Here is a 23,264-nt window from a genome sequence, read left to right on the forward strand (position 1 = left end):
CGCCTGGTTGAAAGACACCCTCGAAAAACTACCCACCTGGCCCAACAGCCGCATCGATGAACTGTTGCCCTTCAGGCAGAAAGCATAAACGACCCATGTTTTACAGGTGGAGCGGTTGGACGCTTACGAAACGGTACACTAGGTCTGCTCTCGACCTATGGCTACTTGCAACTTGGTGTATCATTATTATCTTGCTCAGAAAGTTAGAGCAGTTACGTTTTATTGCCAAGACCCTTCATTTTTCTTGTTGACGGCAAGTCGCGGACTTGCTGGTATCGGTGAAAAAAGCGTCACTGATGATCGATCTTCGCTCGATAGCGTGCTCAAGAGAAGGCCCTGCGCCTGTCTTTGTCTGGATTGATTTTCTGGGTTGATTTATGTTCGGTTGCCCATGCGGGTAGGTGCTTTTCAATATTTCAGAGGCTTAATCATGTCGATGGCTGATCGTGACGGTTTTATATGGTTTGATGGTGAGTTGATCGATTGGCGCTCTGCTCAGGTCCATGTGCTGACGCACAGTCTTCACTATGGTATGGGTTGTTTCGAGGGCGTTCGAGCCTATAAGACGGATCGAGGAACATCCATCTTCCGATTGGAAGATCACACGCGCCGCCTGGCGAACTCTGCCCGCATTCTCGGGATGCCCTTGCCTTATTCGGAGAGTGTGATCAACGAAGCCCATCGCGAAGTGATTCGTTCGAACAGGCTTGAGAGTGCCTATATGCGTCCGATCGTGTTCTATGGTTCCGAGGGTATGGGGCTTCGGGCGGATAACCTGAAAGTCCACGTGGCGGTCGCCGCCTGGGAGTGGGGTGCTTACTTGGGTGCGGATAACATCCAAAAGGGCATCCGGATCAAGACGTCAAGCTATTCGCGGCACCATGTCAATGTGACAATGTGCAAGGCCAAGTCGACCGGCTCTTACATGAATTCCATGATGGCGTTGCGCGAAGTGACACACGACGGGTACGACGAAGCCATGCTGCTGGATACCCAGGGCTTTGTTGCGGAAGGTTCCGGCGAGAATATCTTTCTAGTCAAAGACGGTATTTTGTATACACCGGATCTGACGGCAGCTCTAGACGGTATCACGCGCCGCACCATCATCACTTTGGCGAAACGATTTGGTTATGAAGTGATTGAAAAGCGCATCACCCGCGATGAAGTCTACATTGCCGATGAAGCATTTTTCACCGGGACGGCGGCCGAGGTCACGCCTATCCGTGAAGTCGATAACCGGCCGATCGGCAGTGGTTCACGCGGCCCGATTACCGAACGCTTGCAGTCGGCCTATTTTGATCTGGTCCATGGTCGCTTCGATACCCAATTCGATGGTTGGCTCGATTTTACCGAGGTGCGTGCATGAACCCGAATACCGCAGCCCATCCTGAGCAATACAAAAAGGCCAGCGCTGCGCGTGAAGTAGCCGTCCATCAGTCGGATCTGCCCGTATTTTGTCCTCGTGCAGATGAGACGCTTTGGAATGCGCATCCTCGTGTTTATATTCATCTGGAGAAGCCGGGTGATCAAGCGCGCTGTATTTATTGCGGCACGCTTTATCGGCTGATCGATTAAGTCGGATAAAGCGCATGTGGACTTTGGTGCAGAACAATCCGGTGATGGTTGCCATCATCGTCGCGGTGGTGCTGATCGCAATTGCGCTTCACGTGGGTATTTATCTGGTGATCAAGCGATTGGTGAATCGTGACTTGCCCCCGGCATCGGATGAATAAGTGCCACTTAATACCAGGTTTTTACTGTCCCGCCTTTGCGGGATTTTTTTCGCGTCCGATTGCTGGTTGGTGTGTCGCTAGAAATACAACGTCAGGTGCGACGGTGCTGATGAAACCGTTCACGTACCAACCGGGCAACATGAGGCGTGTCGTTGACGGGATCATAGTTCCAGTGTTCCAGCTTGTGTTCCAGTGCGCGTTCAAATGGACGTGTGACGCCTTCTTCGCGCAGCATACGATGAAAGTCCACAAGTCGCCCCGAGTAGCCATCGAAATCCAGCGTATATACTGGTTTGCCGGTTGAGGCGGCTTCCGACACCATCGACACCGAATCGCCGGTCACGATCAGATAATCGGCCATGCCGAGAATCGCGTGATAGGGGTTCGGCCCCTCGTTGTTCCAGAACCAGTGCGTTGTGCCCGCAAGCGCCGCTTCCATGGCAGCGATATTTTCCGTGCCTGTGCGTCGCGATGCCGTGATCCATAAGTGAGCGCTTTGTTCGGCGGCTACCTTCAGCAGTGTTTCGATCAGTGCTCGACTTTTTTGGGGCGTCAGGGTTGCCGTCGCATTACTGCCGCCAATCAGAACGCCAATAATTGGTCGTTGTTGTTTGATCTCGATCAACTCCGGGTGAATGTTGGTTTGCTGCGAGATGGCCTGTTCGATTTTTTCAGGCGTGACATGGTGCAGTGCACCACGGGTATTGACGACATTCGACCCGATCAAGCCATCGTGACGGGGTGGCGCGATCAGATCCACCAGATGATGCGGCATCTGCGGGTTCTGGATATGCACGGTGAATACCCGCCCGCGGCTGGCCCGTTTGACCCCCAGCGCGGCTGCGGCGCCCAGGCGCCCACAGGATATGATGATGTCCGGCCAGGGCGCCTTCAATGGAGAGGATTGCGGCGTGAGGCGGGTGTGCGCTTTGGGTAGCCAGTGACCGGGCAGCCAACGCCAGGGCTTGGTCAGATTGACCAGCTTGACCTCGAATGGCCAGCCGATGTGCTCGGCCAAGCCAACCGCCTGGTTGCGCAAACCGACGGCATCATTCGTCAGTAGCCAGATTTTTGGGGGCGATGATGTTTCCTGCGGTTCTGTGCTCATGCCGAGGTGACAGGTTTGTTCGGGAAGGCGAGCTCGTGGCGGTTACGCCATTCCTGAGTGACATAGTTGATAATCAGGGTTCGGCGTATGCCATTGATTTTTCTTGGTTCGAACCCATGCCACGTATTGGTTGACGGGACGAAGATCATGGCCGTGTTGAACGTGGCGAGTACGCGCTGTGCGGGCGATTCTTTGGTCAGATAAATGTCCGTTCCCCAGCTTTCATGTTCCGGATCTTCGGACATGTACGCCAGCATGGTGAATTTTTTCACGCCCAGATCGGTGTGAGGTTCCAGCCAGAAGCCTTGCGTGTCGAGCGCGTATTCGATCCGGAGGTTGGTGCCGGTCAGGTCGAGGCCACAGCACTTCTCAATCACACGAATCATTTCGGGTGATTGCAGTGCATGTGCAATGGCAGAGCAGGTGGGGTAGCGCGCGATGGCATCCTGATCAAAAAACTTACGCAGTTCGTTGTGGGTTTCCCGTCGCCCACCCGTATCATCGATGACGGGCGGCGAGAACGGGAGCTTGGCAATCGATCGGGCCGTTTCCAGTGGAAACAACTCACGCAAGCGCCAGTGCCGGTAGGGTGACTCTTCCTGTTTAGCGGACTCGAATGAGTGCTTCAGGCTGGCTTTTACGGCATCTAATAGCGTTGAATCGGGCATACGCATGACCTTAAGATAACTAAACGATGAGAAGATATTGACAGGTATAATAATCCTCTTATCGCCTAAACGTTAATTTGTGTCCAATCTATGACCCTATTGCCAGTTAATCCGGCCACTGATCGGCCCGTCGAGCGTCAGTCGCTGATTGTGATGCAATTGCTGCCCGCGCTTGAAAGCGGCGGTGTCGAGCGCGGGACCATTGAAATTGCGGCCGCGCTCATGGCGGCAGGACACAAGGCCATCGTGGTGTCGGGTGGCGGGCGCATGGTTGCCGAGTTGGAGGCGCTGGGTGCGGAACATATCACCCTGCCTATTGGTAAGAAATCCCTGACCAGTCTGCGCTATATTCCGATTCTGCGGCGCTTGATGCGGGAAAAGCAGGTGGACATCGTCCACCTGCGTTCCCGATTGCCGGCCTGGTTGGGTTATCTGGCCTGGAAGAAGCTCGATCCAGCTACTCGCCCGCGTCTGGTCACCACCGTGCACGGGCCGTACACCCCAAACTTCTATAGCGCTGTCATGCTCAAAGGCGAACGAATCATTGCGGTTTCCGACATGATTGTTGCGTACATTCGGCGGCATTACCCCTGGGTTGATCCCGTCAAAATCACACGCATCTATCGTGGCGTCGATCCGGTTGCATTCTCGCCGGAATATCAACCCGAGTCGTCATGGTTGTCGCGTTGGCAGACTGAGTTCCCGCAAGCGGTCGGCAAATGGACGATTACCTTGCCGGGGCGAATCACCCGCTGGAAGGGGCAACTTGATCTTCTTCATATTGTTGTACGTCTGAAGGCGGAAGGTATCCCAGTTCATGCATTAATCGTCGGCGGCGCGCATCCGCGAAAGCAGTCGTTTTTGCAGGAAATCGAAGCGGAAATTTCGCGACGGAATTTGACCGAAGACGTGACCCTGGTCGGTCAGCGTTCAGACCTCAAAAACATCATGGCGATCAGTGACGTGGTGCTCTCGCTGTCGACCGAGCCGGAAGCATTCGGACGGGTCAGTCTGGAAGCCTTGAGTCTTGGTCGCCCCGTCCTTGGCTATGCCCACGGCGGCGTGGGTGAACAACTCGCGACCATGTATCCCGCCGGTGCCATCGCGTTGGGTGATATCGATGCGGCCGTTGCCACCTTGTCACGCTGGTATCGAGATGGCGCGCCCGAGGTGCCCTCCGAGCGTCCGTTTACTTTGGCTACCATGCAGGCACAGACACTGGCACTGTATCGTGACCTTCAAGCCAGCCCTCGACAATGAGTGATTCTGAGATCCAAACAATGCAAATCATCGGTTCTGCCCGCATGGGCGGGGCTGAAAACTTTTTTCTCCGGCTGCACAAGGCGTTGAACGAGTCCGGTGTGCCGTCCCTCGCCGTCACGCGCAAAGGCAGCGAATTGACCGATCTCGTGCAAGGTGCGGGCATCACGGCGCGAATGGGTAATGTGTTCGATCCGTTTTCCCGATGGTCGCTTTCGCGGGCGATCAAATTGCACCGGCCGGACATCGTGCAAACCTGGATGGGTCGGGCAACCCGGCTGGTTCACCTCAAACCGAAGCTGCGACCGGCGCATGTCGCGCGACTGGGTGGTTTCTATGATCCCGCGCAATATCGTCACGCCCATGCGCTGGTCGGGAACACGCGAGGGATCTGTGATTTTTTGATTCGTCAAGGCGTGCCTGCCGATAAGGTTCACTTTATCGGCAATTTCGTGCAACCGACGCCCCAAGTCGCGCCGGAATTAGTGCAACAGTGGCGTGAGAAACTCGGTCTTGGGGCCGATGACCGGGTGATCTTCGCACTGGGCCGACTGCATCCGAATAAAGGCTTTGACACGCTGATCGCGGCTTTCTCCCAACTTCCGCCAACCGCTGGTGCGCCTCATCTGGTGATTGCAGGCGATGGCCCCTTGGCCGAGCAACTGGATCGACAGATTTCCCAGAGCCCCGTTGCGGCGCGGATTCATCGCGTGGGTTGGCAGCAGCAGACCGACGCCTTGTTTGCGCTGGCCGATCTGTTCGTCTGCCCTTCGCGACATGAGCCCCTGGGGAATGTGATTCTGGAGGCATGGGGGCACGGTTTGCCCGTGCTTTCAACAATGTCCGATGGCGCATTGGAATTAATCACGCCCGATGAAAATGGCGTAATGACCCCCATCGACGAACCCGAAGCCATGGCGGCGTCGATAGCGTCCTTGTTGAATCTGCCGAACACTCAGTTGGTGGCATTCGGACGTGCCGGTGCAGCCGAACTGTTGCGGCATCACAGCCAGGATGCGGTGGTCGCGCAGTACGCAGCGCTCTATCGCAAGCTCATGACAACCTGGGTTTGATCCATGTGCGGTATTGCAGGCATCTACACACCCGGTCACGCGATTGATTCCAGCATTCTGGATCAAATGGCCCAGCGCTTGGCACACCGCGGCCCCGATGGCGCGGGGCAATTTATCGATCACGATCTGGGGTTCGTGCACACGCGGCTGTCCATAGTGGATCTGGCCGGTGGCGCTCAGCCATTGTTCAGCCCATCGGGTCGGTCCGTCACCGTTGCCAACGGTGAAATTTACAATGCCCCGGATGTCTTTCGTGATCTGGCCGCGCGATCCATCACGCCCACCTCGCATTCCGATTGTGCCGTCATTCCCATATTGGCAGAGCAGGACGCGGCGGGTTTCTTGCCAATGTTGCGCGGCATGTTCGCGCTAGCCGTGTTTGATCGTGATCGACGCACGTTGGTGATCGCTCGGGATCGCATGGGCATCAAACCCTTGTATATTTGTCGCGTGCCCCACGGGCTTGCGTTTGCCTCGGAAATCAAGGGTCTTTGGCCGCTGGTCTCGGCTCAGGCAACCATGAATCCTGCCGCGGCTATGGCTTTCCTGCAGCAGAATTTCGTGATCGGCAGAGAAACAGCCATCCACGGCATCGAGCGACTCATGCCGGGTGAGCGGATCGATCTCGCTGCCGACGGGCAGATTCGCACATCGGTTTGGTGGTCACTGACCGATGAGGCACGCGCTGCGCGTGAAACCGATTGGACGCAGACGGATGCCCTGACCCAATTCGACGAATTACTGCATGCGTCCATGGCGGAGCACCGCCACGCGGATGTGCCGATTGGCCTGTTCCTCTCCGGCGGAATCGATTCATCCATTTTGGCCTATCAGCAAGCCGGAGCTCCTGACGCGCATGCCTGGACGGTCGGTTTCGACACCCACTCGGTGCACGATGAACGCGCTGCTGCCCAGCAATTGGCAGAGCAGTTGCATATACCGCTCAGCACGATTGCGCTTCGCCCTGAGCGATTGTTTGATCGTCAGGTCATGGCCTTGTGGGCGGGTGACGATCTGATGGGCGATGCGGCCTGCCTGCCCACACTGGAATTGGCGCAGGCGGCGAGTCGATCACACAAGGTGGTGTTTTCGGGCGAAGGCGGCGACGAGGTGTTTGCCGGTTATGGTCGATATCGACCGGTGCCGGTCCAGCGCTGGTTGCGCGCGTTGTTGAAGCCGGGTAGTGGCGGTTTTCGCACGCGTGGACGGCTCGACCGAACGCCACGTGGTCTGTTGACCTCCGAATTCTGGCGGCAGGATGACATCTGGCGGGATACCCAGGCCGAATACTGGCAGCAGAGCCGTGGACTGGACCTGATGACGCGGATGCAGTTGCTCGACATGCAAGGGTGGTTGGTCGAGGATTTGTTGACCAAGCTCGACCGGATGTTGATGGCCTATGGTGTCGAAGGGCGCGTACCGTTTCTGGATCACCGAATGGTGCTGTTTGGCTTATCGTTGCCTGTGCAGTTGCGCCGTCAGGGGCGGCTCGGTAAACAACTGTTGCGCCAGTGGTTGGCGAAGCAATCGGCCGCATCAATCAATCCCGCGGCCACTGCCCGCAAGAAAGGATTCACCGTTCCGGTGGGTGATTGGATTCGCAGTGTCGGCGCGCACGACCTGTTCGAGGCGCTTTCTCGGCAGGCTGTTATCGCGGACATGTTTCATCTTCCTGCTTTGCGCCAATGCGTACAGCAAGCGGCGCTTGGTGACCGTTCATCGGTGGATACGGTGATGGGTATCGTTCAGTTGGCCATTTGGCACCGCATCGTCTTTGAACAGGACTTTTCCCGTCCGCCGGACAGGGTCGACCCCATCGCTTGGCTTAAGACGTGATTTTTTGCGTTATTCCCGGACGACATGCGCCTTCATGGTGCGTGTTATGATTTGGCAATTGGATTCTTGTAAGGGTGATAAAGTCATGCTGAAAGCCGATCAACTGGTTGATTTCGCTGCTTTTGATGCGGCTCCTTTGGTAAAGGAGCCCTTCGTGCATTTTGTGGCACATGATTTTGTGCCCAAGTCGGTGATGGCTGATATCGACCGGGACTTCCCTGAGGTGCCCAAGCGCGGCAGCTTCCCCATGAGCGAACTCGACAGTGGGCCGAGTTTCAAGGCCTTGGTCGAGTACCTCGAAAGCGAGGAAGTGGCGCGCAAGTTTTCCGAAAAACTGGGTATCGACCTGGTCGGTAAGCCCACGACCATGACGATTCGCGGGTACAGCGGTGAACAGGACGGACGGGTTCATACCGACTCGCGCAGCAAGCTGGTGACGGTGCTGCTGTATCTGAACAGTGACTGGAATCCCGCTGATGGCGGCCTGCGGCTGCTCAATTCAGATAACTTGGAAGACAGCTTCGATGAAGTGATTCCGGCGGCAGGCACCCTGCTCGCATTCGTCAACACCGAGAATGCCTGGCACGGCCATAAGCCATTCGTCGGCCAGCGGCGCAGCATTCAGCTCAACTGGGTGGTCAGTGACGCTGCCGTGCGCCGCAGTCAGTGGCGTCACGGGCTTTCGGCCAAGATCAAACGCTGGTTTGGCGGCGGGAAGAAAGCAAAGCCGGTCGATGATGCGTATTGATCCTGTCGCCGTCCTCGGTTCGGTCATGCGCTGGATGGCGGCATGATTGAAGGGCTACTGGTCGCCGCTTTCGGCTTGGCCGGGGTGATCGCGCTGGTGGCATTGGCCGCTCGTTACAATTTCTGGCGCTGGCCGAAGCCGCTCGGCTGGCCGCGCATTTTGATGTATCACCGCATTCAACCCGCTGCTGCCGAGAGCCCACGGGGCGAGGGAATCACGGCAACGACAACCCAGTTCGAAGCGCATCTGGCCTGGCTGGCCGCGCACGGCGCCCGCTTTGTGACCGTATCCGAACTGATGGCCGCCGAAAATCCGGCACATATGGTCGCGATTACCTTCGATGATGGTTACGCGGACAACTTCACCCATGCCTGGCCGATTCTGAAGAAATTTTCTGCTCCGGCCACCATTTATCTGGCGCCGGATATGCCGGATATCGAGCGCTTGAGCCCTGAAATGATTGCCGAGATGAGCGCGGCAGGTATCGAGTTTGGTGCCCACACGATGACTCATATTCACTTGCCGTCAACCGACGACAACCAGGCGCTGGCCGAAATTCAAGCCTCGAAAAATGCGGTGGAATCACTGACGGGCAAGCCTTGCACGAGTTTTGCTTATCCGTATGGCAAATTCTCTGACAAGCACGTGGCGATGGTCGCGGCGGCCGGATTCGAGACTGCCGTGACCACCAAGAAAAAGATTCTGCCGCGCCGTAAGTTCGATCCGTTGTGTCTGCCGCGTTTGTCGATAGTCGGACAAATGAACCGGTTCGAATTCTGGCTGACCATCACCCGAGGACGCTATCGCGTATGAATGACATTGCCACCCCGCCGCACGAAGCGCGCGCCGTCGTGCCGGTCAGTGTGTTCCTGATCACCAAGAATTGCGCCCGGTGGCTGGATGAGGTGCTATCTGCCGTGTCTGGCTTTGCACAAATCATCATCGTCGATTCCGGCTCGACTGATGAAACTTTAGAGATTGCCAAACGCCACGGTGCGCGCATCGTGCATCAGGAATTTCTGGGATATGGGCAGCAAAAGCAGGTAGCGCTTGATCTGTGCACCCAACCCTGGGTGCTCAATCTCGATGGCGATGAAGTGGTCGACGCCGAACTGCGCGACGCGATTATCGAACTGGTACGGCGTGACGATCCCAACGTGATTGGCGGACAGGTTCGATTCCGCGATTGGTTCATCGGCGTGCCAGCCAGTAAACACACGCGGGCGATTTCGCGCGTGCGCTTGTGGCGTCGTGGGGCTGGGCGCTTTCTGTCCGAGCAGATCGTGCATGAATCCGTGCAACTGGATGCGGGTGGCCGAATCGAACATCTGCCCGGATGGGTCGAACATTACGGTGTGGAATCGGTTGCCCTGCGTGTGCAGAAGATCAATCATTATTCGACGATGCGCGCTGAGCTGGACGCGAGTCGCGGCAAAAAACCATCGGCGCTCAAGCTATTTACGATTTTCCCGCTGCGTTTTCTCAAGAACTATCTGCTCCGGCGCGCGTTTCTCGATGGCCGTCGCGGATTGATTCAGGCGATGGCGAGCGCGTATTACTCCTTTCTTATCGAAGCCAAGAAATTCGAAGCCGCAGAGCGCGAGCGTTTGGGGCTGGCGTCTAAACCCAAGGATAAATCATGAATTCGGATCACTTTGTGCAAAATTCGGTGTCACCAGCTTATCGACCGTTGGACTGGGCGCAGAAATTGGCGCTCATTGGCGTGCTGCTCTTGCCAATTTTGGTGCTGTTCAAGCGGGTGCCTGCCGAAGTTGCGGTCGGCGTGACCGTTCTGATCGCGCTGTTCGTTGCGATTCGTCGTCGGGATTTCTCCTGGTTGGCGCAAGGTTGGGTGTACGCGGCAGCGGCACTGTCGGTTATTTTGCTCGTGCTCTCGCCCTTCTCGGTGAATCCGGCCAACTCGGCCTTGTCCGCCGTGCTGGCTTTCCGTTGGCCCGTATTCGCCGCCGCGCTGATCTGGTTGTTCTCAAGGCAGCCTAATACCCTTGTATGGTTCGAGCGCGCCATGCTGGCCGTGATTGTGTTCATTGTGCTGGATACGTTTCTGCAATATGCGATCGGGCGGGATATTTTCGGGCATGTGCCGAACAGCCCGGTTCGTCTGACAGGGCCATTCGAGCACCCCATGGTGGGCACGTTTACGGATCGGGTCTGGTTTATCGGGCTGGCAGTCGTCTGGTTCGCCGCGTTGCGATGGCGAGAACTCTGGGCATTGCTCGCCATTGCCGGTATGTCGGCAGTCGGCGCGCTATTCCTGTTTTTAACGGGCGAGCGAGCCGCGTTGTTAACCTATTTACTGGGTAGTGGTTTGGTCATGCTGGGCGTGATGATTCACCATCGTCGTTGGCGTATGCCGCTGATCGGACTGCTCGTCGTGCTCGGTGTGGCCGTGGCCGGCGTTGCCATAACCCAGAAAGAAATGGTGCATCGCAGCGTGGATTCGACGGTTCACACCATCGGGCATCTGGATGAAACCGTCTATGGTCTCAACTTTATGACGGCCTTCGCCGAATTTGAGGCCAAACCCTGGACGGGGGTTGGCACGCGTGAATTCAAAGCCTATTGCGATACTCATCTGCCTGCCTACAAGGCGCGCTACGACGCCATGGGTTTTGATGGCGCGGTGATTCATCCGCATAATTTTTACAGCGGTATGTTGGCCGAGGGCGGCATTTTCGCTTTCGTCATTTTCGTGTCCATGGTGCTGTTGTTGTTTACCAAAGTGATTGGTGACTCGATTCGTCACGGTGTGCCGATGCAAGCCTACTTTGGTAGCGCCGTGTTGCTTACCACATTCTGGCCGCTGCAAAGCACGATGGAATATTTCAATGGCTGGACGGCTGCCGTGATCTGGACGGGTGTGGCGTGGTCGATGGCCCGTGCCCGTGCTGCCTGAGCGTGTGCCACCACAATCCGGACAAAATGCGGTGACCGATACGGCGATTATCCTCCCGCATCGAGAGGCTTTTTCCGTCGATCGCCCGGGCGCGATTGCACTGACGGTGGCGAACCAACTTGAGCACGAACCCGATGGCAGCGCCATTTGGGGGGATCCCTTGCACGCAGCGCCCCTCGTGCCTTCGGTGTCGTATGTCGGTTTGGCGACGCCCAAATGGTGGCCCGCGAGACAAACAGTGCGTTATCGTTGGGCGATTGCCCGCGCCATAAAACGCCAGAACCCACAGCGACTGGAAATCCATAATCGGGCGCATTTGTTCCATGAGTTCAGCCACCTCAAATTGGGGTTATCACTGTATCTGCATAACGACCCGCAATCGATTCGTGGTCTGAAAACACCCGAAGACCGGCAGCGTGTGTTGATGCGTGCCGATTATGTCGTCGCCGTAAGTGAATTCATTCGACAGCGTTTGTGCGAAGGCGTGTCCGCATCGCTTTGTGCGCGTGTGGTCGTTGTGCCCAATACCGTGGATTTGACTCGGTTCGCGCCCGGAACAGCAAAGCAGAAAGAAATACTGTTCGTGGGGCGGCTGATTCCCGAAAAGGGTGCGCTACCCTTGTTACAAGCCTTGCAAACGGTATTGCCCCGGTTTCCCGAATGGCGCGCCCGCTTTATCGGTGCCTGGCATTTCGGGCAGACCACGGCGCAGTATCCGCACGAACGTGCGTTGCTGGCGACCCTTCAGCCACAAATGCGCGACCGGATTCTGTTCGACTGGTATCAGCCTTATGAGATGGTGACCACGGCATTCAATCGAGCGGCCATCGCGGTGGTGCCTTCGCTCTGGGCGGAGCCTTTTGGCCGAACGGCGCTGGAAGGTATGGCGGCGGGTTGCGCGGTGATCGCGTCAAATCGCGGCGGCCTGCCGGAAGTGATCGGTGAGGCGGGGCTGCTGGTCGAGCCGACGGCTGAACATCTGTCGGCCGCATTGACGCGATTGATGTCCGATGATGCCCATCGTCAGGCCATCGGGGCACTCGCTGCGACCAGAGCCCAAACGGTGTTTGAGCCATCGCTCATCCACGAAAAAATCAATATTCTGCGAAGAAGCTGATTAACCCGGTTCGACTGCTGCGTTGGCTTTATCCGGTGCCCGGTTTTTGTAGCGTCGATGGCCCCATAGATATGCACCTGGTTGAGCGCGTATTTCCTCTTCCAATACGGTGACGAGCCTGGCCGTATCGGCAACATCATCGCCACTGGGCAGATTTTCCAGCGGTGGCTGAATGATCACCTCGTAGGTTTCCCCCGATCGGCGCACGTAATAGGGCAAAACAACCGCATTGCCCATCCGTGCCAGAATCGGAATGGCCAGATTAGTGGTGCAGGGGACGCCGAAGAAGGGAATGAAGGCGCTCTGTTTGCCGTGGAAGCTTTGATCGGCCGCCGTCCAGATGATCCCGCCTTTTTTGAGCGTGCGGACCATGGCACGCGTGTTCTCGCGATCGATCAGACTGGCCACGTGCTTGCGACGCCCGACGTTGATCAGCTCGTCGATGACGGGGTTATCGTTCGGGCGATAAACGGCATGAACCGGCCAGCGTCGTGCGGCAAGATAAACGGAAACCTCGCCTTGGGTGAAATGGCCTGCATTGAGTATCACGCCCTGGCCGCGGGCGAGCGCGGCTTCAACATGCTCCGCGCCGATGACCGTGTGCGCAGGCGGTGGTTCGGTTTTGCCATACCAACCCCAGATGGATTCCAGCGCATCCGCGCCCAGGCGGTCGAAATGTTCGTTAATGATCTCATCGCGCCACGCTGCCGTGGAATCGGGGAAGGCAGTTTGCAGGTTTTGCGCCATAATCTTGCGTCGCTTACAGACGAAACGTTTACTCACGCGTCCCAATAGTGCGCCGAGGCGGAGTCGAGCAGATTGCGGCAGGGCGGCAATGCCGCGGAGCAGCCAGGTAAGCAGACCCAGTGAAATTTTTTGCAGGAAGGAGAGCGAATGCGTCATGGCAGCGATTTTAACAGATGGCATCAATGGCTGCCTTGAAGCACCTATTGCGATACCCCCGTCATTCTGCATGGAGCCACCCTTCCCGTCATTCTGCACGAAGCGAAGCGCAGTTGCAGAATCCATCGTGCCGCTTGGCGCATGGCAGCATGGACCCTGCGACTTCGCGCAGGGTGACGGTAGTGACTTCGCGCAGGGTGACGGCAATGACTTCGCAGAGGGTGACGGTAGTGGCCGTTTGATGAGCTTCAAGGAGGCGACGGCATGACAGGTAATACATCCTCCCCGTCATTCTGCACGGAGCCATCCTCCCCGTCATTCTGCATGGAGCGAAGCGCAGTTGCAGAATCCATCGTGCCGCATGGCGCATGGCAGCATGGACCCTGCGACTTCGCGCAGGGTGACGGTAGTGACTTCGCGCAGGGTGACGGCAATGACTTCGCAGAGGATGACGGTAGTGGCCGTTTGATGAGCTTCAAGGAGGCGACGGCATGACAGGTAATACATCCTCCCCGTCATTCTGCATGGAGCCACCTTCCCCGTCATTCTGCACGGAGCGAAGCGCAGTTGCAGAATCCATTCGTGAGGTGACCTAATGACCAAGTCAGCCTATGTTTACATTCTTGCCAGCAAAAAACGCGGCACTTTATACACCGGTGTCACCAACAACCTAGAACGCCGCATGTACGAGCACAAGCATCATCTACTCGATGGGTTTACCAGCAAATACGATGTAACCCGGTTGGTCTGGTTTGAGCAGGGTGAGGATATTGCGGCGGCAATCAGCCTTGAAAAGAAAATCAAGAACCGTAACAGGCAATGGAAGATCGACCTGATAGAAAAGCGAAATCCGGGCTGGCTGGACCTTTCTGCGGGGTGGATGGATTCTGCGACTCCGCCTGACGGCTCCGCGCAGAATGACAGAGAGGGTGGCTTCGCGCAGAAAGACGCGCTTCGCTTATCGTCACCCAGCGCGAAGTTGCAGGGTCCATACTGCCATGCGCCAAGCGACACGATGGATTCTGCGACTCCGCCTGACGGCTCCGCGCAGAATGACAGAAAGGGTGGCTCCGCGCAGAATGACGGGGAAGGTGGCCCTGTGCGCAATGACGATGAGACGGGAATGATGGATCTCTTATGACTCGATGGGCATACCAATTCGCATTGATGCTTGCGCTGCCTTGGCTGATTATCGATGCTTGGTGCCGTTATTTTCGTGCCCCTGAATCGCATCGACTCCCTTGGGCTCAGTTTGGGCGGGTTGCCAAGGATTTGCCTATGGGTTGCGTTTGGCTGCATGCGGTTTCTCTGGGAGAGATTCGGGCGGCGGCCTCCTTGATTCGCGCACTGCAATCGCGTTGGCCCGATTTGCCTTTGGTGGTGAGCACCATGACGGAAACCGGTGCCCAAGCGGCGCGGGAATTGGGGCTGCGGCATTTCTATGCCCCGTTTGATTATGCCTTTGCGCAACGTGCCGTGCTCCGGCGACTTCGGCCGAAATTGATCGTTGTGATGGAAACTGAACTCTGGCCGAATTGGGCGCGGGTGGCACAGGCTTGCGGCGTGCCGATGGCGGTGGTCAATGCCCGCTTGTCGGATCGGTCATTTCGGCGGTATCGCCGGTGGGGTGGCACCTTGCTCAAACAGACGCTGAGCCGTATCGGCCTGATCTGCACCCAATCGAGTGATGATCAGGCGCGATTTCGCGCCCTCGCGCCAGATGTGATGCACGATCGCATCATCGATTGCGGCAATATCAAATTTGATGTGGCAAAGCCGAAAGTCGAGTCCTGGTCCGCGGGTACCCGCCCCGTCTGGCTGGCGGCGAGTACCCATGAGGGCGAAGAGTCCTTGCTTCTGGACGCGCATAAACACTTGCTGGCGGATCATCCCGATGCGTTGCTGGTGCTGGCGCCGAGGCACCCTGAGCGCGCGCAGCAGGTGTTGTCGTTGATATCCAGCCGAGGGTTGGACACGCAGCGCTCGTCGATGGGGCTAACGGTGGATACAAAAACCCAGGTGCTGCTGGTCGACCAGACCGGATTGCTCATGCAATTCTTTGCCGCCATCGAGGTGATATTCATGGGCGGATCGCTTGTCATGACGGGCGGGCATAATCCCATCGAACCGGCCGTGTTCGGCCGTGCGGTACTCAGTGGGCCGAATGTGCATAATTTCCGGGCGGTGTTCCGATTGCTGGCAGAGCGAGACGCCGTGCGTATGGTGGAAGATGCAGCGGACGTGGTCGCCGCCGTCGAAGCTGCCTGGGCGCAACCGGAAGCATGGCGGCAAGCCGGAGCACGTGCCCATGCTGTCGTGCAAGCCAATCGAGGGTCGACGGCGCGGGTTGTTGATGCCTTGGATCGTATTTTATCGAGGAGTTGAGTGTGTTTGATCCGCCAATGAAAAAGTCAGTCACCGTGGCAGCGCCGGTCGTCCGCGCGCAAGGGCTGGTGAAGCAGTTCGGGCAATTTCGTGCCGTGGATGGCATCGATTTCACGATTCCTCCGGGGCAGTGCTTCGGGTTCCTCGGCCCCAATGGCGCGGGCAAGACCACCACGCTGAAAATGCTGATGGGGTTGGCAGATTTTGACGCGGGATCGCTATCCGTTTTGGGGCAGGCGTTGCCCGATCACGCTCGGGCCATTCGAGCCCGTGTCGGGCTGGTGCCACAGGCAGATAACCTCGATCCGGATTTCACCGTGCGGGAGAACCTGTTCATGTACGCCCGCTTTTTTGGCCTGAGGCGCGCCGCCGTGGCTGATCGGGTGGAGGCGCTGCTTGCCTTTTCCGAGTTGGCGGCAAAAGCCGATGCCAAGGTTGAAACCTTGAGCGGGGGCTTGAAGCGACGGCTAACCATTGCCCGCGCGCTGATCAACGATCCGGAGATTGTCATTCTCGACGAGCCGACGACCGGGCTTGATCCGCAGGTGCGCCACCTGATTTGGGCACGTCTGTCTGAACTGCGCGCCCGTGGCGTCACGCTCGTGCTGACCACGCATTATATGGAGGAGGCCGAACGGCTCTGCGACCAACTTGTCGTGATGGATCATGGACGAATTCTGGATCAAGGCTCACCCAAGGAGCTGATCCAGCGGCATGTGGAAAGCGATGTGATCGAATTGCGTGGCACGGTCAGCGAGGGTTTGTTCACCACCTTGCGATCCATGAGTGCGCACGCCGAACGTCAAGGCACTGCGGTATATGTTTACACCCATGCGCCGGCGCCGATCCTCGAATTTCTCGGTGATGATTCGGAGCTGACCGTCATCCATCGGCGCGCCGGGCTGGAGGATGTCTTTTTACGATTGACGGGGCGAGGTTTACGGGAATGAGTCGATCCACAACGAATCGAATCCAAGCCAAACGAAGCCAGGCCAGTCCAAGCCAGGCAAGTCGAACCATCTGGGCGATGCCACGTTTTCGATGGGCCGCGCTCGCTTTGTTGGAGCGCAATTTCCTGGTTTGGAAAAAATTGATCGGCCCGGCCATCGTGCTGAACTTCGGAGAGCCGCTGATTTACCTGCTGGGTCTGGGGTTGGGGCTCGGGCATCTGGTCGGTGAAGTCGGCGGTTTGCCGTATCTCGTCTTTCTGGCCTCCGGTGTCGTGGCTTCATCGGCAATGACCACGGTATCGTTCGAGGGCATGTACTCGGTATTCACCCGCATGGTGCCGCAAAAGACCTACGACGCCATCATGGCGACACCGATGGATATCGACGACATCGTTCTGGGCGAGAGCATCTGGGCGGCATTAAAGGGGTTGCTGAGTGCCATCGCCATTTTGATTGTTGCCGCAGTACTGGGCGCGGTGCCCGGCGGCTGGATGGCTGCGTGGGCGTTGCCGGTCGTTTTCCTGATGGGGCTCGCCTTTGTGGGGCCGGCCATTATCATGAGTGCGATTGCCGGCAGCTATGATTTCTTCAACTACTACTTTGTTCTGGTGGTGACACCCATGTTCATGCTGTCGGGCGTGTTTTTTCCGCTGGACAGCATGCCCCACGCGTTACAAGTCGGGGTGCAGTTTCTGCCTTTAACCCATGCTATTGAAATTATTAGACCTTTGATTGTTGGCCAGCCTGTTGAGCACCTTGTGCTTCACCTGGCTGTGCTGCTGTTTTTCGCACTGATAGGCTATTTTTTCGCCGTAGCCATGGTCCGCCGCCGCCTGTGGGTGTGAACATTCTTGTTTTGAACTGTTTTTTGATTTTATGTCCGAAAAATAGCATCACCTTGCGACATGTGTTGTTTTTTTAATAAAGTCGACTGAATTTGTTTTTAACTAATTGATTTTGTTTGTTTTATGTTTTTTAAAATCCTGTAGTTTTTGATAAAGTGTAGGCGTATCATCTATATGCTTCTTTAATTATTTTTCAATCAGGGGTTTTCGATGAAATCAAGCATGATCAAATGGGTTGCCGGTGCGTGTGTTGCAACAGTGGTGGCCTTTTCTGGCGTAGTTATGGCGGCGGAGCCTGTTGCTCCAGCACCGATGGATCACGCGGCAGCCAAACCCGCTCACGCAAAGCACGTTGTTAAAAAGCATGCCGTTAAAAAGCATGTCGTAAAAAAACATCTTGTTAAGAAGAATGTGAAAGCACACCGCGTAGTGGCAAAAAAACATCATGTGGCTTCAATGAAGAAAGTTTCATCAGCGAAGAAATAATCGATCAATCTGAGCAAACCGACAGCTTTGCCCAGAAAAGACGTAAAACCCGGCATGGCCGGGTTTTTTATGGTGTGATAAACGTCTCTAAAATGAAAAGTGTGCCGAAATCTTGAATTAACGTAATTCTCATATAAGGGTAGGTCGAAAAATGTTTCAAGGTGCCCGTACGTCCCATGGATGGGGCGTCGCCCAATAACGCGGGCTTGCGCCCGCTTCGAATTAATCTGACGCAATTTTGCGTAAATTATTGAAATTGAGAGAGTTAATTGCGACTGGATACATCCATGGGTACCTCGAAATGCCCGTGATTCGTCGTTCCCGCGAAAGCGGGAACCCAGGAAAATCAACGCGCTGGATTCCCGCCTACGCGGGAATGACGGGTTTTTCGAGTTTCACCCATGTGCCCAGCCCTTCGGGAAACGCAAAGCGTTTCAGCGTTACTTCCTGCAAAGATGATGGTTCCCCGATATTTACCAGCCCACGCTCAAGCTGCCGTGAATCGCCGTGCTGCCGCCGGTTGAAGTGGCCGCACCGATTGAAGCCACAAGGGGATGGGCTTCCCCGTAATTGAATCGATGGGCGTATTGCAACGCCACTGCGGATTGGCCGCCGTATGAACCGACGCCCGCTGTCATGCTGTTGCCCGAAGCGCCGAAACTTGGCACAGCGCCCGCCAGCGCTACCGCCGAGGCAATGCCTCGATTTGCGCGGGAGTCGGCTTCGTTCAGCGTATTGGCATTGGCCGCATTCAGTTGATTGAGGTTGACCGCATCGGTGCCCTGCGTGCCGGGCGCGACATTGGTGATCTGCCGGGTCAAGCCAGCGGTGGCATTGCCCACGCTCACACTGTTGCCGCGGTTGGCCACCGAGCCTTGACCGAGCGCCACCGAATTGCTGCCGTTGGCCGTGGTGTTCGCGCCCAGCGCCACCGAGTTATTGCCATTGGCGATGGCATTGTTACCCACCGCTGTCGTCGGGTCGGCATTGGCCTGCGCCCCGGCACCGATCGCGACCGAACCGGCGTAACTGGCGCGGGCATTGGTGCCCAGTGCCATCGTGTCATCACCGTTTGCTGTGGCGCCATTGCCTTGCGCGGTCGCATTTCTCCCCTGCGCGGTGGCACCCGTACCACAGACATAAGAGCCGTTACTACCCTTGGTGCACACCCCGGCTGCGGCCAGATTGGCCAGCGCGGCGTTGATTTGTGTGACCTGGGTATTGGTATAGGTGTTGGCAGTAGATACAGCCGCTTGTTGTGAGGCATAAAGCTGCCCGCCATTGACAGCATCGGTGCTGCTCGCGCTGACTGTACCGTTGGCCACATTGATGACCCGGCGTTGCTGCGTAGCCGAACCGACGCTCACCACATTGGCTTGGCCGCCATCACTGCTGCCCGCGCCCAGCGCCACTGAATTGATTCCGCTCGCCTGTGATTGTGCGCCGATTGCCACGCCATTGCTGCTGCTGGCCGAGGCATAGTAGCCATTGGCCACACTGCCAACTCCCGAGGCATTGCTGTCCGCGCCAAAAGCGGCGCTGGCGGCGCCGGTCGATGAGCTCGAAGCCCCGACGGCCGCGCTGTAATCCCCGCCGGCATTGCTGTATATGCCCCCGGCAAAACCCTGGGTGCCGGTTGCGGTATTGCTCATTCCCACCGCCACGCTTTGAGCGCCCGATGCTTGTGCCCCAGCGCCGACCGCCAGACTGTTCGCGCCGGTGGCGCCACTGTAATAACCAATGGCGGTACTGATGCTGTTGCTGGCCGTGCTGTTCAGGCCAACGGCAATGCTGCCATACCCCCCTTGTGCCTGACTGCCCGCACCGACCGCAATGCCACCCGTGCTTACTGCGCCCGCGCCCGTGCCGATGGCAATCGAATTACCGCCATTGGCGGTGGTTGGGGTGCCTCCAAAGCTGCCCGAAACAACGCCCGTCGAAGTGCCGATAGCAATATTCCCTGATGTTTGAGATGTACCACTATAGGTAGATGCCTGAGCACCCACGGCAATATCGCCGTTGCCTTGGGCTAAGCTGTAGGCGCCGTTGGTCGTACTACCTATGCTACTGGCCGTGCTGGAATAGCCGCTGGCTGAACTGTAGGTGCCGCTGGCTGAGCTGTAGGAGCCGTTGGCAGTGCTACCGCTCCCGCTAGCCGTGCTGACTGAACCGGTGGCCGTACTACCTATGCCACTGGCTGAGCTGATATAGCCACTGGCAGTACTCTGAATGCCGTTGGCTCTGCTGTAATAACCGTTGGCCGTGCTGTTGTCGCCGCTGGCCGTACTGCTGACTCCGATGGCCGTACTGCTGGCTCCGCTGGCCGTGCTTCCTGGACCAACGGCTACGCTATCCACTCCGCTGGCGTTGCCGCCATCGACACTACCAGCCCACACCGGCTCGGCTAGGGTAAACAGGGTGATGGCCAGGGCAGCCGCCAGCGGCTTGAGCGTGGGGAATGAGGGGATGGTTTGCGGGTTCATGAAGTGTGCTCCTTGCTGATGAATGGTTGAGCGGTCGACGGGCGCTGCGCGCCTTTGGGTTAAACTCAAAGGTATCCGTTTTATTTTGAAATCAAGCAGAAATAATAGCAATGCGTTGAATTGAGGCGGGAAATGTGCCCCCGCATCAGGGAACCCCACCAGCTGGGCAGACGGTTGGTTTGTGGCGGATTAATCCCGTGCCGAGGGATTGAGCAAATGCAGCCCGCAGTCGACCGGTAGGGTGATGCCAGTGACGGCGGGGCAATCGAGCAGGTAGTCTAGGCTTGTGGCAATGACGCCGGCCCCCGGCTCGAACGGCAAGAGGTTCTTGGCGAGCCGGTTAGCGCGTTTTTCGGTGGAATCCTGTTCATGAAACAGGATTAAACCCGGCGCAATGGCGTTGACCCGGGTGTGTGGGGCGAGTCTGATCGCCAGTGAACGCATGGCGCTCTCTGCTGCGGCTTTGGAGGCGAGGTAGTGCAGATGGGCATCGCTGCCTGCAGACACCTTGGTGTCGGTGAGAAACACCACCGTTCTTGTGGCGCGTCCATCCAAGGAGGGTGCGGGTAGGCGATGCTGGAGCGCCAGGGTCAGCTGAACGGGTGTGGTGACATGCAGTTGATAGAGCTGCGTGATCAATCCCGGCTGGCTTGCGCAGTCGGTATCACTGGGCCAGATCGAAGCATTATGGACAATCGCATCGAGCCGGTCGGTGTAAGCGGCGATGTCGTCAATCAATCCGGGCAGGGCGGCCGTATCGGTCAAGTCGATCTGAACAGCGTGCAGGCCCTGTTCGCGCAGGTTGGCCAGCTCGGCTGTTTCTTGCCGATACGTGCCGATGACCCGATCGCCGCGCGCCAGATAGTGGGCGACCAGATGCGCCCCAATGCGGCGACTGACGCCAGTAATAAGAAGCGTTCGGCGAGCGTTCATGCGTTGTGTTCTAACCCCTGCCGATCAATTGCAAAAACTCGTTGCGCGCCCGCGCGTCGCTGCGGAACGTACCCAGCATCATCGAGGTGATGGTTTCGGCATTTACCTTCTCCACTCCGCGCATGGCCATGCACATGTGCGCGGCACGCACCTGAACGGCGACACCTCGGGCCTCGGTAGATTGCTGAACGGCATCGGCGATCTGCTGGGTCATGTTTTCCTGAATCTGTAATCGACGGGCATACAGATCGACAATGCGCGCCAGTTTCGACAGGCCGATGACTTTGCCCTGCGGAATATAGCCAATGTCAACGTGGCCGATAATCGGCAGCATGTGGTGCTCGCACAAGCTGTAGAACTCGATGTTGCGCACCACGACCATCTCGTCGTTGTTTGAGGCGAACAACGCATTGCCGATAGCACTTTGAAGCGGTTTGTTCAGTCCGTGCGTGAGATAAAGCAGTGCCTTGGCGACGCGTTTTGGCGTGTCTTGCAGGCCCTCGCGATCCGGGTCTTCGCCCAGCGCGTCAAGGATCTGGTGCACGGCGGCTTCGATGGTGGCGATACGCGTCGGGTTTTGGTCGAGGGGTTCGGGAAAGTCGTCTTCGTGTAGGGGGCTCATGAGTAAAGTTATTCCAAAGTGAGACAAGGGAAGCGCTGATTTATTCAGTGCTTCCCGCTTGGGGCAGGATGCCCCAACACGAATCAAAGACGTAAGTCTTTGATTCGTGAGCGCTATCGGGGCGTGTACCGCGATGAGCGAGCTGATTTATTCCAAGGATGGAATAAATCAGCATTTACCAAGTGAAAAAATGCTCCACTCGAATTTAGCAGACGCACGCGCATGTCGTCTGCAAACAAACGTGTCGTTTCAGGTAATCGGCAGGCGAATTTCGAAATGCCATTCATGTTCCGGCATTTGCCAGGGGGCTTCGGTAAACCATTCGAGGGCGGGGCGCAGGTCCAGTTGCCAGCCGCTGCTGGGCAGCCATTGACAGACCAGCCGTTGGTAGCGATCCGGAACCAGCTCATGGTAGTGCCCCCGTCCGACCAGTGCCGCATAGGCACCACCGGCAATGGTCTGATGCGTCAGGTCGGACGAGGTCGGAATCTGATCCAGCAAAGCGGGATTTTGAGGCAGGAAACCGCAGTCATAGCGAATTTCACCCTTGGGGGTTACATCGGGGTCATCCCAGGTGACCCCGACAAATACGCCCTGTTTTGAGTCGAGCCCTGTCCGTGCCATTCGTGTGCCAAAAACGCGCCAATAATGCGGTACCTGATCGTAATTTCCCACAAAACGCTGACTGATGATCTTAAGGGGCGGCAGCACCCCGTGCGTCACCGGCACGCGCGAGGGTTGGGTTGCCAAATCGCCGTACTGCATCCTGAATTGACGCCTGAAGCAGGTTGGGTTGACCCCCCATTCACGCTGGAAAGCCCGGCAAAAACTCTGCTGACTTTCGTAACCAACCGTTTGGGCTATCGATAAAACGGATTGATCGGTGCGACCAAGCAAAATGGCCGCCTCGTTCAGACGCAGGCGTCGCTGCCAGCTGCGGGGGCTTTGCCCCAACCATTTCAGAAACAGCCGATTCAGCGTGTAGACACTTACACCGTGTTCGGCGCAAAAGGTTTTGAGCGCAACCGGGTCAGACTGACGTGCTTCAAGCAGCCGACAGACCTGGAGTTGATCAAGATAGTGTTGCTGAAAACGGGGGGGCATCCGGGATATCGCAATTTCGGCTAAAAGTTGGTTCCGCTATTTAAGTACATTTTCGGCATGAAAGCCTCTGAATTGACCCGGAGGCATCTTGAG

At 57.1% G+C, this 23,264-nt stretch carries 26 protein-coding genes; 19 read left to right on the forward strand and 7 right to left on the reverse strand.

What is annotated here, in order from left to right:
* The 4 genes from PHD44_RS00005 to PHD44_RS00020 all read left to right on the forward strand — a co-directional run.
* Window positions 1-88, forward strand: an 88-nt coding sequence (locus PHD44_RS00005) for a transposase domain-containing protein (RefSeq protein WP_300186679.1), incomplete at its 5' end; no start/stop codon positions are given.
* 342 nt (window positions 89-430) lie between these two features.
* Complete coding sequence (locus PHD44_RS00010; protein ID WP_300186550.1) at window positions 431-1,366, forward strand: branched-chain amino acid transaminase; 936 nt, start codon at window positions 431-433, stop codon at window positions 1,364-1,366.
* Window positions 1,363-1,575, forward strand: a complete 213-nt coding sequence (locus PHD44_RS00015) for a zinc-finger domain-containing protein (protein WP_300186552.1) — start codon at window positions 1,363-1,365, stop codon at window positions 1,573-1,575. Before PHD44_RS00010 ends, PHD44_RS00015 begins: the two co-directional genes overlap by 4 nt.
* 14 nt (window positions 1,576-1,589) lie before the next feature.
* Entirely contained in the window at window positions 1,590-1,733 is a 144-nt protein-coding gene (locus PHD44_RS00020; protein ID WP_300186554.1) for a hypothetical protein, read from the forward strand.
* 91 nt (window positions 1,734-1,824) lie between these two features.
* Here the strand turns inward: PHD44_RS00020 and PHD44_RS00025 are convergent, their stop codons facing one another.
* Window positions 1,825-2,841 carry a mitochondrial fission ELM1 family protein gene (locus PHD44_RS00025; protein WP_300186556.1) on the reverse strand — a complete coding sequence of 339 codons (1,017 nt, stop codon included), beginning with the start codon at window positions 2,839-2,841 and terminating at the stop codon, window positions 1,825-1,827.
* The gene (locus tag PHD44_RS00030; RefSeq protein ID WP_300186558.1) at window positions 2,838-3,509 is read right to left on the reverse strand and encodes a 2OG-Fe(II) oxygenase; all 672 of its coding nucleotides are present in this window, start codon (window positions 3,507-3,509) and stop codon (window positions 2,838-2,840) included. The genes PHD44_RS00025 and PHD44_RS00030 overlap by 4 nt, the downstream gene beginning before the upstream one ends.
* Before the next feature lie 90 nt (window positions 3,510-3,599).
* Between PHD44_RS00030 and PHD44_RS00035 the strand changes: the two genes are divergently transcribed.
* The 8 genes from PHD44_RS00035 (at window position 3,600) to PHD44_RS00070 (ending at window position 12,460) form a co-directional block, all read left to right on the forward strand.
* Window positions 3,600-4,769, forward strand: coding sequence for a glycosyltransferase family 4 protein (locus PHD44_RS00035; protein WP_300186560.1), 1,170 nt, complete (start codon window positions 3,600-3,602; stop codon window positions 4,767-4,769).
* On the forward strand, window positions 4,766-5,842 hold the full coding sequence (locus tag PHD44_RS00040) for a glycosyltransferase (RefSeq protein WP_300186562.1): 1,077 nt from the start codon (window positions 4,766-4,768) through the stop codon (window positions 5,840-5,842). The genes PHD44_RS00035 and PHD44_RS00040 overlap by 4 nt, the downstream gene beginning before the upstream one ends.
* Window positions 5,843-5,845: 3 nt before the next feature.
* A complete protein-coding gene (gene asnB, locus PHD44_RS00045; protein WP_300186564.1) occupies window positions 5,846-7,678 on the forward strand; it encodes an asparagine synthase (glutamine-hydrolyzing) in 1,833 nt (610 codons plus the stop codon).
* An 85-nt stretch (window positions 7,679-7,763) separates the two neighbouring features.
* Complete coding sequence (locus PHD44_RS00050) at window positions 7,764-8,426, forward strand: 2OG-Fe(II) oxygenase (protein WP_300186566.1); 663 nt, start codon at window positions 7,764-7,766, stop codon at window positions 8,424-8,426.
* A 42-nt stretch (window positions 8,427-8,468) separates the two neighbouring features.
* The gene (locus tag PHD44_RS00055; RefSeq protein WP_300186568.1) at window positions 8,469-9,239 is read left to right on the forward strand and encodes a polysaccharide deacetylase family protein; all 771 of its coding nucleotides are present in this window, start codon (window positions 8,469-8,471) and stop codon (window positions 9,237-9,239) included.
* Window positions 9,236-10,069, forward strand: coding sequence for a glycosyltransferase family 2 protein (locus PHD44_RS00060; protein ID WP_300186570.1), 834 nt, complete (start codon window positions 9,236-9,238; stop codon window positions 10,067-10,069). The genes PHD44_RS00055 and PHD44_RS00060 overlap by 4 nt, the downstream gene beginning before the upstream one ends.
* Complete coding sequence (locus tag PHD44_RS00065; RefSeq protein WP_300186572.1) at window positions 10,066-11,343, forward strand: O-antigen ligase family protein; 1,278 nt, start codon at window positions 10,066-10,068, stop codon at window positions 11,341-11,343. Before PHD44_RS00060 ends, PHD44_RS00065 begins: the two co-directional genes overlap by 4 nt.
* Window positions 11,306-12,460, forward strand: coding sequence for a glycosyltransferase family 4 protein (locus PHD44_RS00070; protein WP_300186574.1), 1,155 nt, complete (start codon window positions 11,306-11,308; stop codon window positions 12,458-12,460). The genes PHD44_RS00065 and PHD44_RS00070 overlap by 38 nt, the downstream gene beginning before the upstream one ends.
* Here the strand turns inward: PHD44_RS00070 and PHD44_RS00075 are convergent, their stop codons facing one another.
* Entirely contained in the window at window positions 12,461-13,387 is a 927-nt protein-coding gene (locus tag PHD44_RS00075; RefSeq protein WP_300186576.1) for a lipid A biosynthesis lauroyl acyltransferase, read from the reverse strand.
* Between PHD44_RS00075 and PHD44_RS00080 the strand changes: the two genes are divergently transcribed.
* The 7 genes from PHD44_RS00080 (at window position 13,362) to PHD44_RS00110 (ending at window position 18,029) form a co-directional block, all read left to right on the forward strand.
* Window positions 13,362-13,631, forward strand: a complete 270-nt coding sequence (locus PHD44_RS00080) for a hypothetical protein (RefSeq protein WP_300186578.1) — start codon at window positions 13,362-13,364, stop codon at window positions 13,629-13,631. The two genes, PHD44_RS00075 and PHD44_RS00080, sit on opposite strands and share 26 nt — an antisense overlap.
* Window positions 13,628-13,858 carry a hypothetical protein gene (locus PHD44_RS00085; protein WP_300186580.1) on the forward strand — a complete coding sequence of 77 codons (231 nt, stop codon included), beginning with the start codon at window positions 13,628-13,630 and terminating at the stop codon, window positions 13,856-13,858. Before PHD44_RS00080 ends, PHD44_RS00085 begins: the two co-directional genes overlap by 4 nt.
* A gap of 100 nt (window positions 13,859-13,958) precedes the next feature.
* Complete coding sequence (locus PHD44_RS12690; RefSeq protein ID WP_367181996.1) at window positions 13,959-14,504, forward strand: GIY-YIG nuclease family protein; 546 nt, start codon at window positions 13,959-13,961, stop codon at window positions 14,502-14,504.
* Window positions 14,501-15,748: a 3-deoxy-D-manno-octulosonic acid transferase gene (locus PHD44_RS00095; RefSeq protein ID WP_300186582.1), complete on the forward strand. Its 1,248-nt coding sequence runs from the start codon at window positions 14,501-14,503 to the stop codon at window positions 15,746-15,748. Before PHD44_RS12690 ends, PHD44_RS00095 begins: the two co-directional genes overlap by 4 nt.
* Before the next feature lie 2 nt (window positions 15,749-15,750).
* The gene (locus PHD44_RS00100) at window positions 15,751-16,698 is read left to right on the forward strand and encodes an ATP-binding cassette domain-containing protein (protein ID WP_300186584.1); all 948 of its coding nucleotides are present in this window, start codon (window positions 15,751-15,753) and stop codon (window positions 16,696-16,698) included.
* Window positions 16,695-17,543, forward strand: a complete 849-nt coding sequence (locus tag PHD44_RS00105) for an ABC transporter permease (RefSeq protein WP_300186586.1) — start codon at window positions 16,695-16,697, stop codon at window positions 17,541-17,543. The genes PHD44_RS00100 and PHD44_RS00105 overlap by 4 nt, the downstream gene beginning before the upstream one ends.
* A 210-nt stretch (window positions 17,544-17,753) precedes the next feature.
* A complete protein-coding gene (locus tag PHD44_RS00110) occupies window positions 17,754-18,029 on the forward strand; it encodes a hypothetical protein (protein ID WP_300186588.1) in 276 nt (91 codons plus the stop codon).
* Between the two features lie 473 nt (window positions 18,030-18,502).
* Here the strand turns inward: PHD44_RS00110 and PHD44_RS00115 are convergent, their stop codons facing one another.
* The 4 genes from PHD44_RS00115 to PHD44_RS00130 form a co-directional block, all read right to left on the reverse strand.
* Window positions 18,503-20,512 carry a hypothetical protein gene (locus tag PHD44_RS00115; protein WP_300186590.1) on the reverse strand — a complete coding sequence of 670 codons (2,010 nt, stop codon included), beginning with the start codon at window positions 20,510-20,512 and terminating at the stop codon, window positions 18,503-18,505.
* 189 nt (window positions 20,513-20,701) lie between these two features.
* Entirely contained in the window at window positions 20,702-21,445 is a 744-nt protein-coding gene (locus PHD44_RS00120; RefSeq protein ID WP_300186592.1) for an SDR family oxidoreductase, read from the reverse strand.
* Window positions 21,446-21,455: 10 nt separating this feature from the next.
* Window positions 21,456-22,067 (reverse strand): GTP cyclohydrolase I FolE, encoded by a 612-nt coding sequence (folE, locus tag PHD44_RS00125; RefSeq protein WP_300186594.1) that lies wholly within the window; start codon window positions 22,065-22,067, stop codon window positions 21,456-21,458.
* 249 nt (window positions 22,068-22,316) lie between these two features.
* Window positions 22,317-23,171: a GyrI-like domain-containing protein gene (locus PHD44_RS00130; protein ID WP_300186596.1), complete on the reverse strand. Its 855-nt coding sequence runs from the start codon at window positions 23,169-23,171 to the stop codon at window positions 22,317-22,319.
* Window positions 23,172-23,264 lie beyond the last annotated feature (93 nt).

The organism is Halothiobacillus sp. (assembly GCF_028710545.1).
Classification (GTDB): Bacteria; Pseudomonadota; Gammaproteobacteria; order Halothiobacillales; family Halothiobacillaceae; genus Halothiobacillus.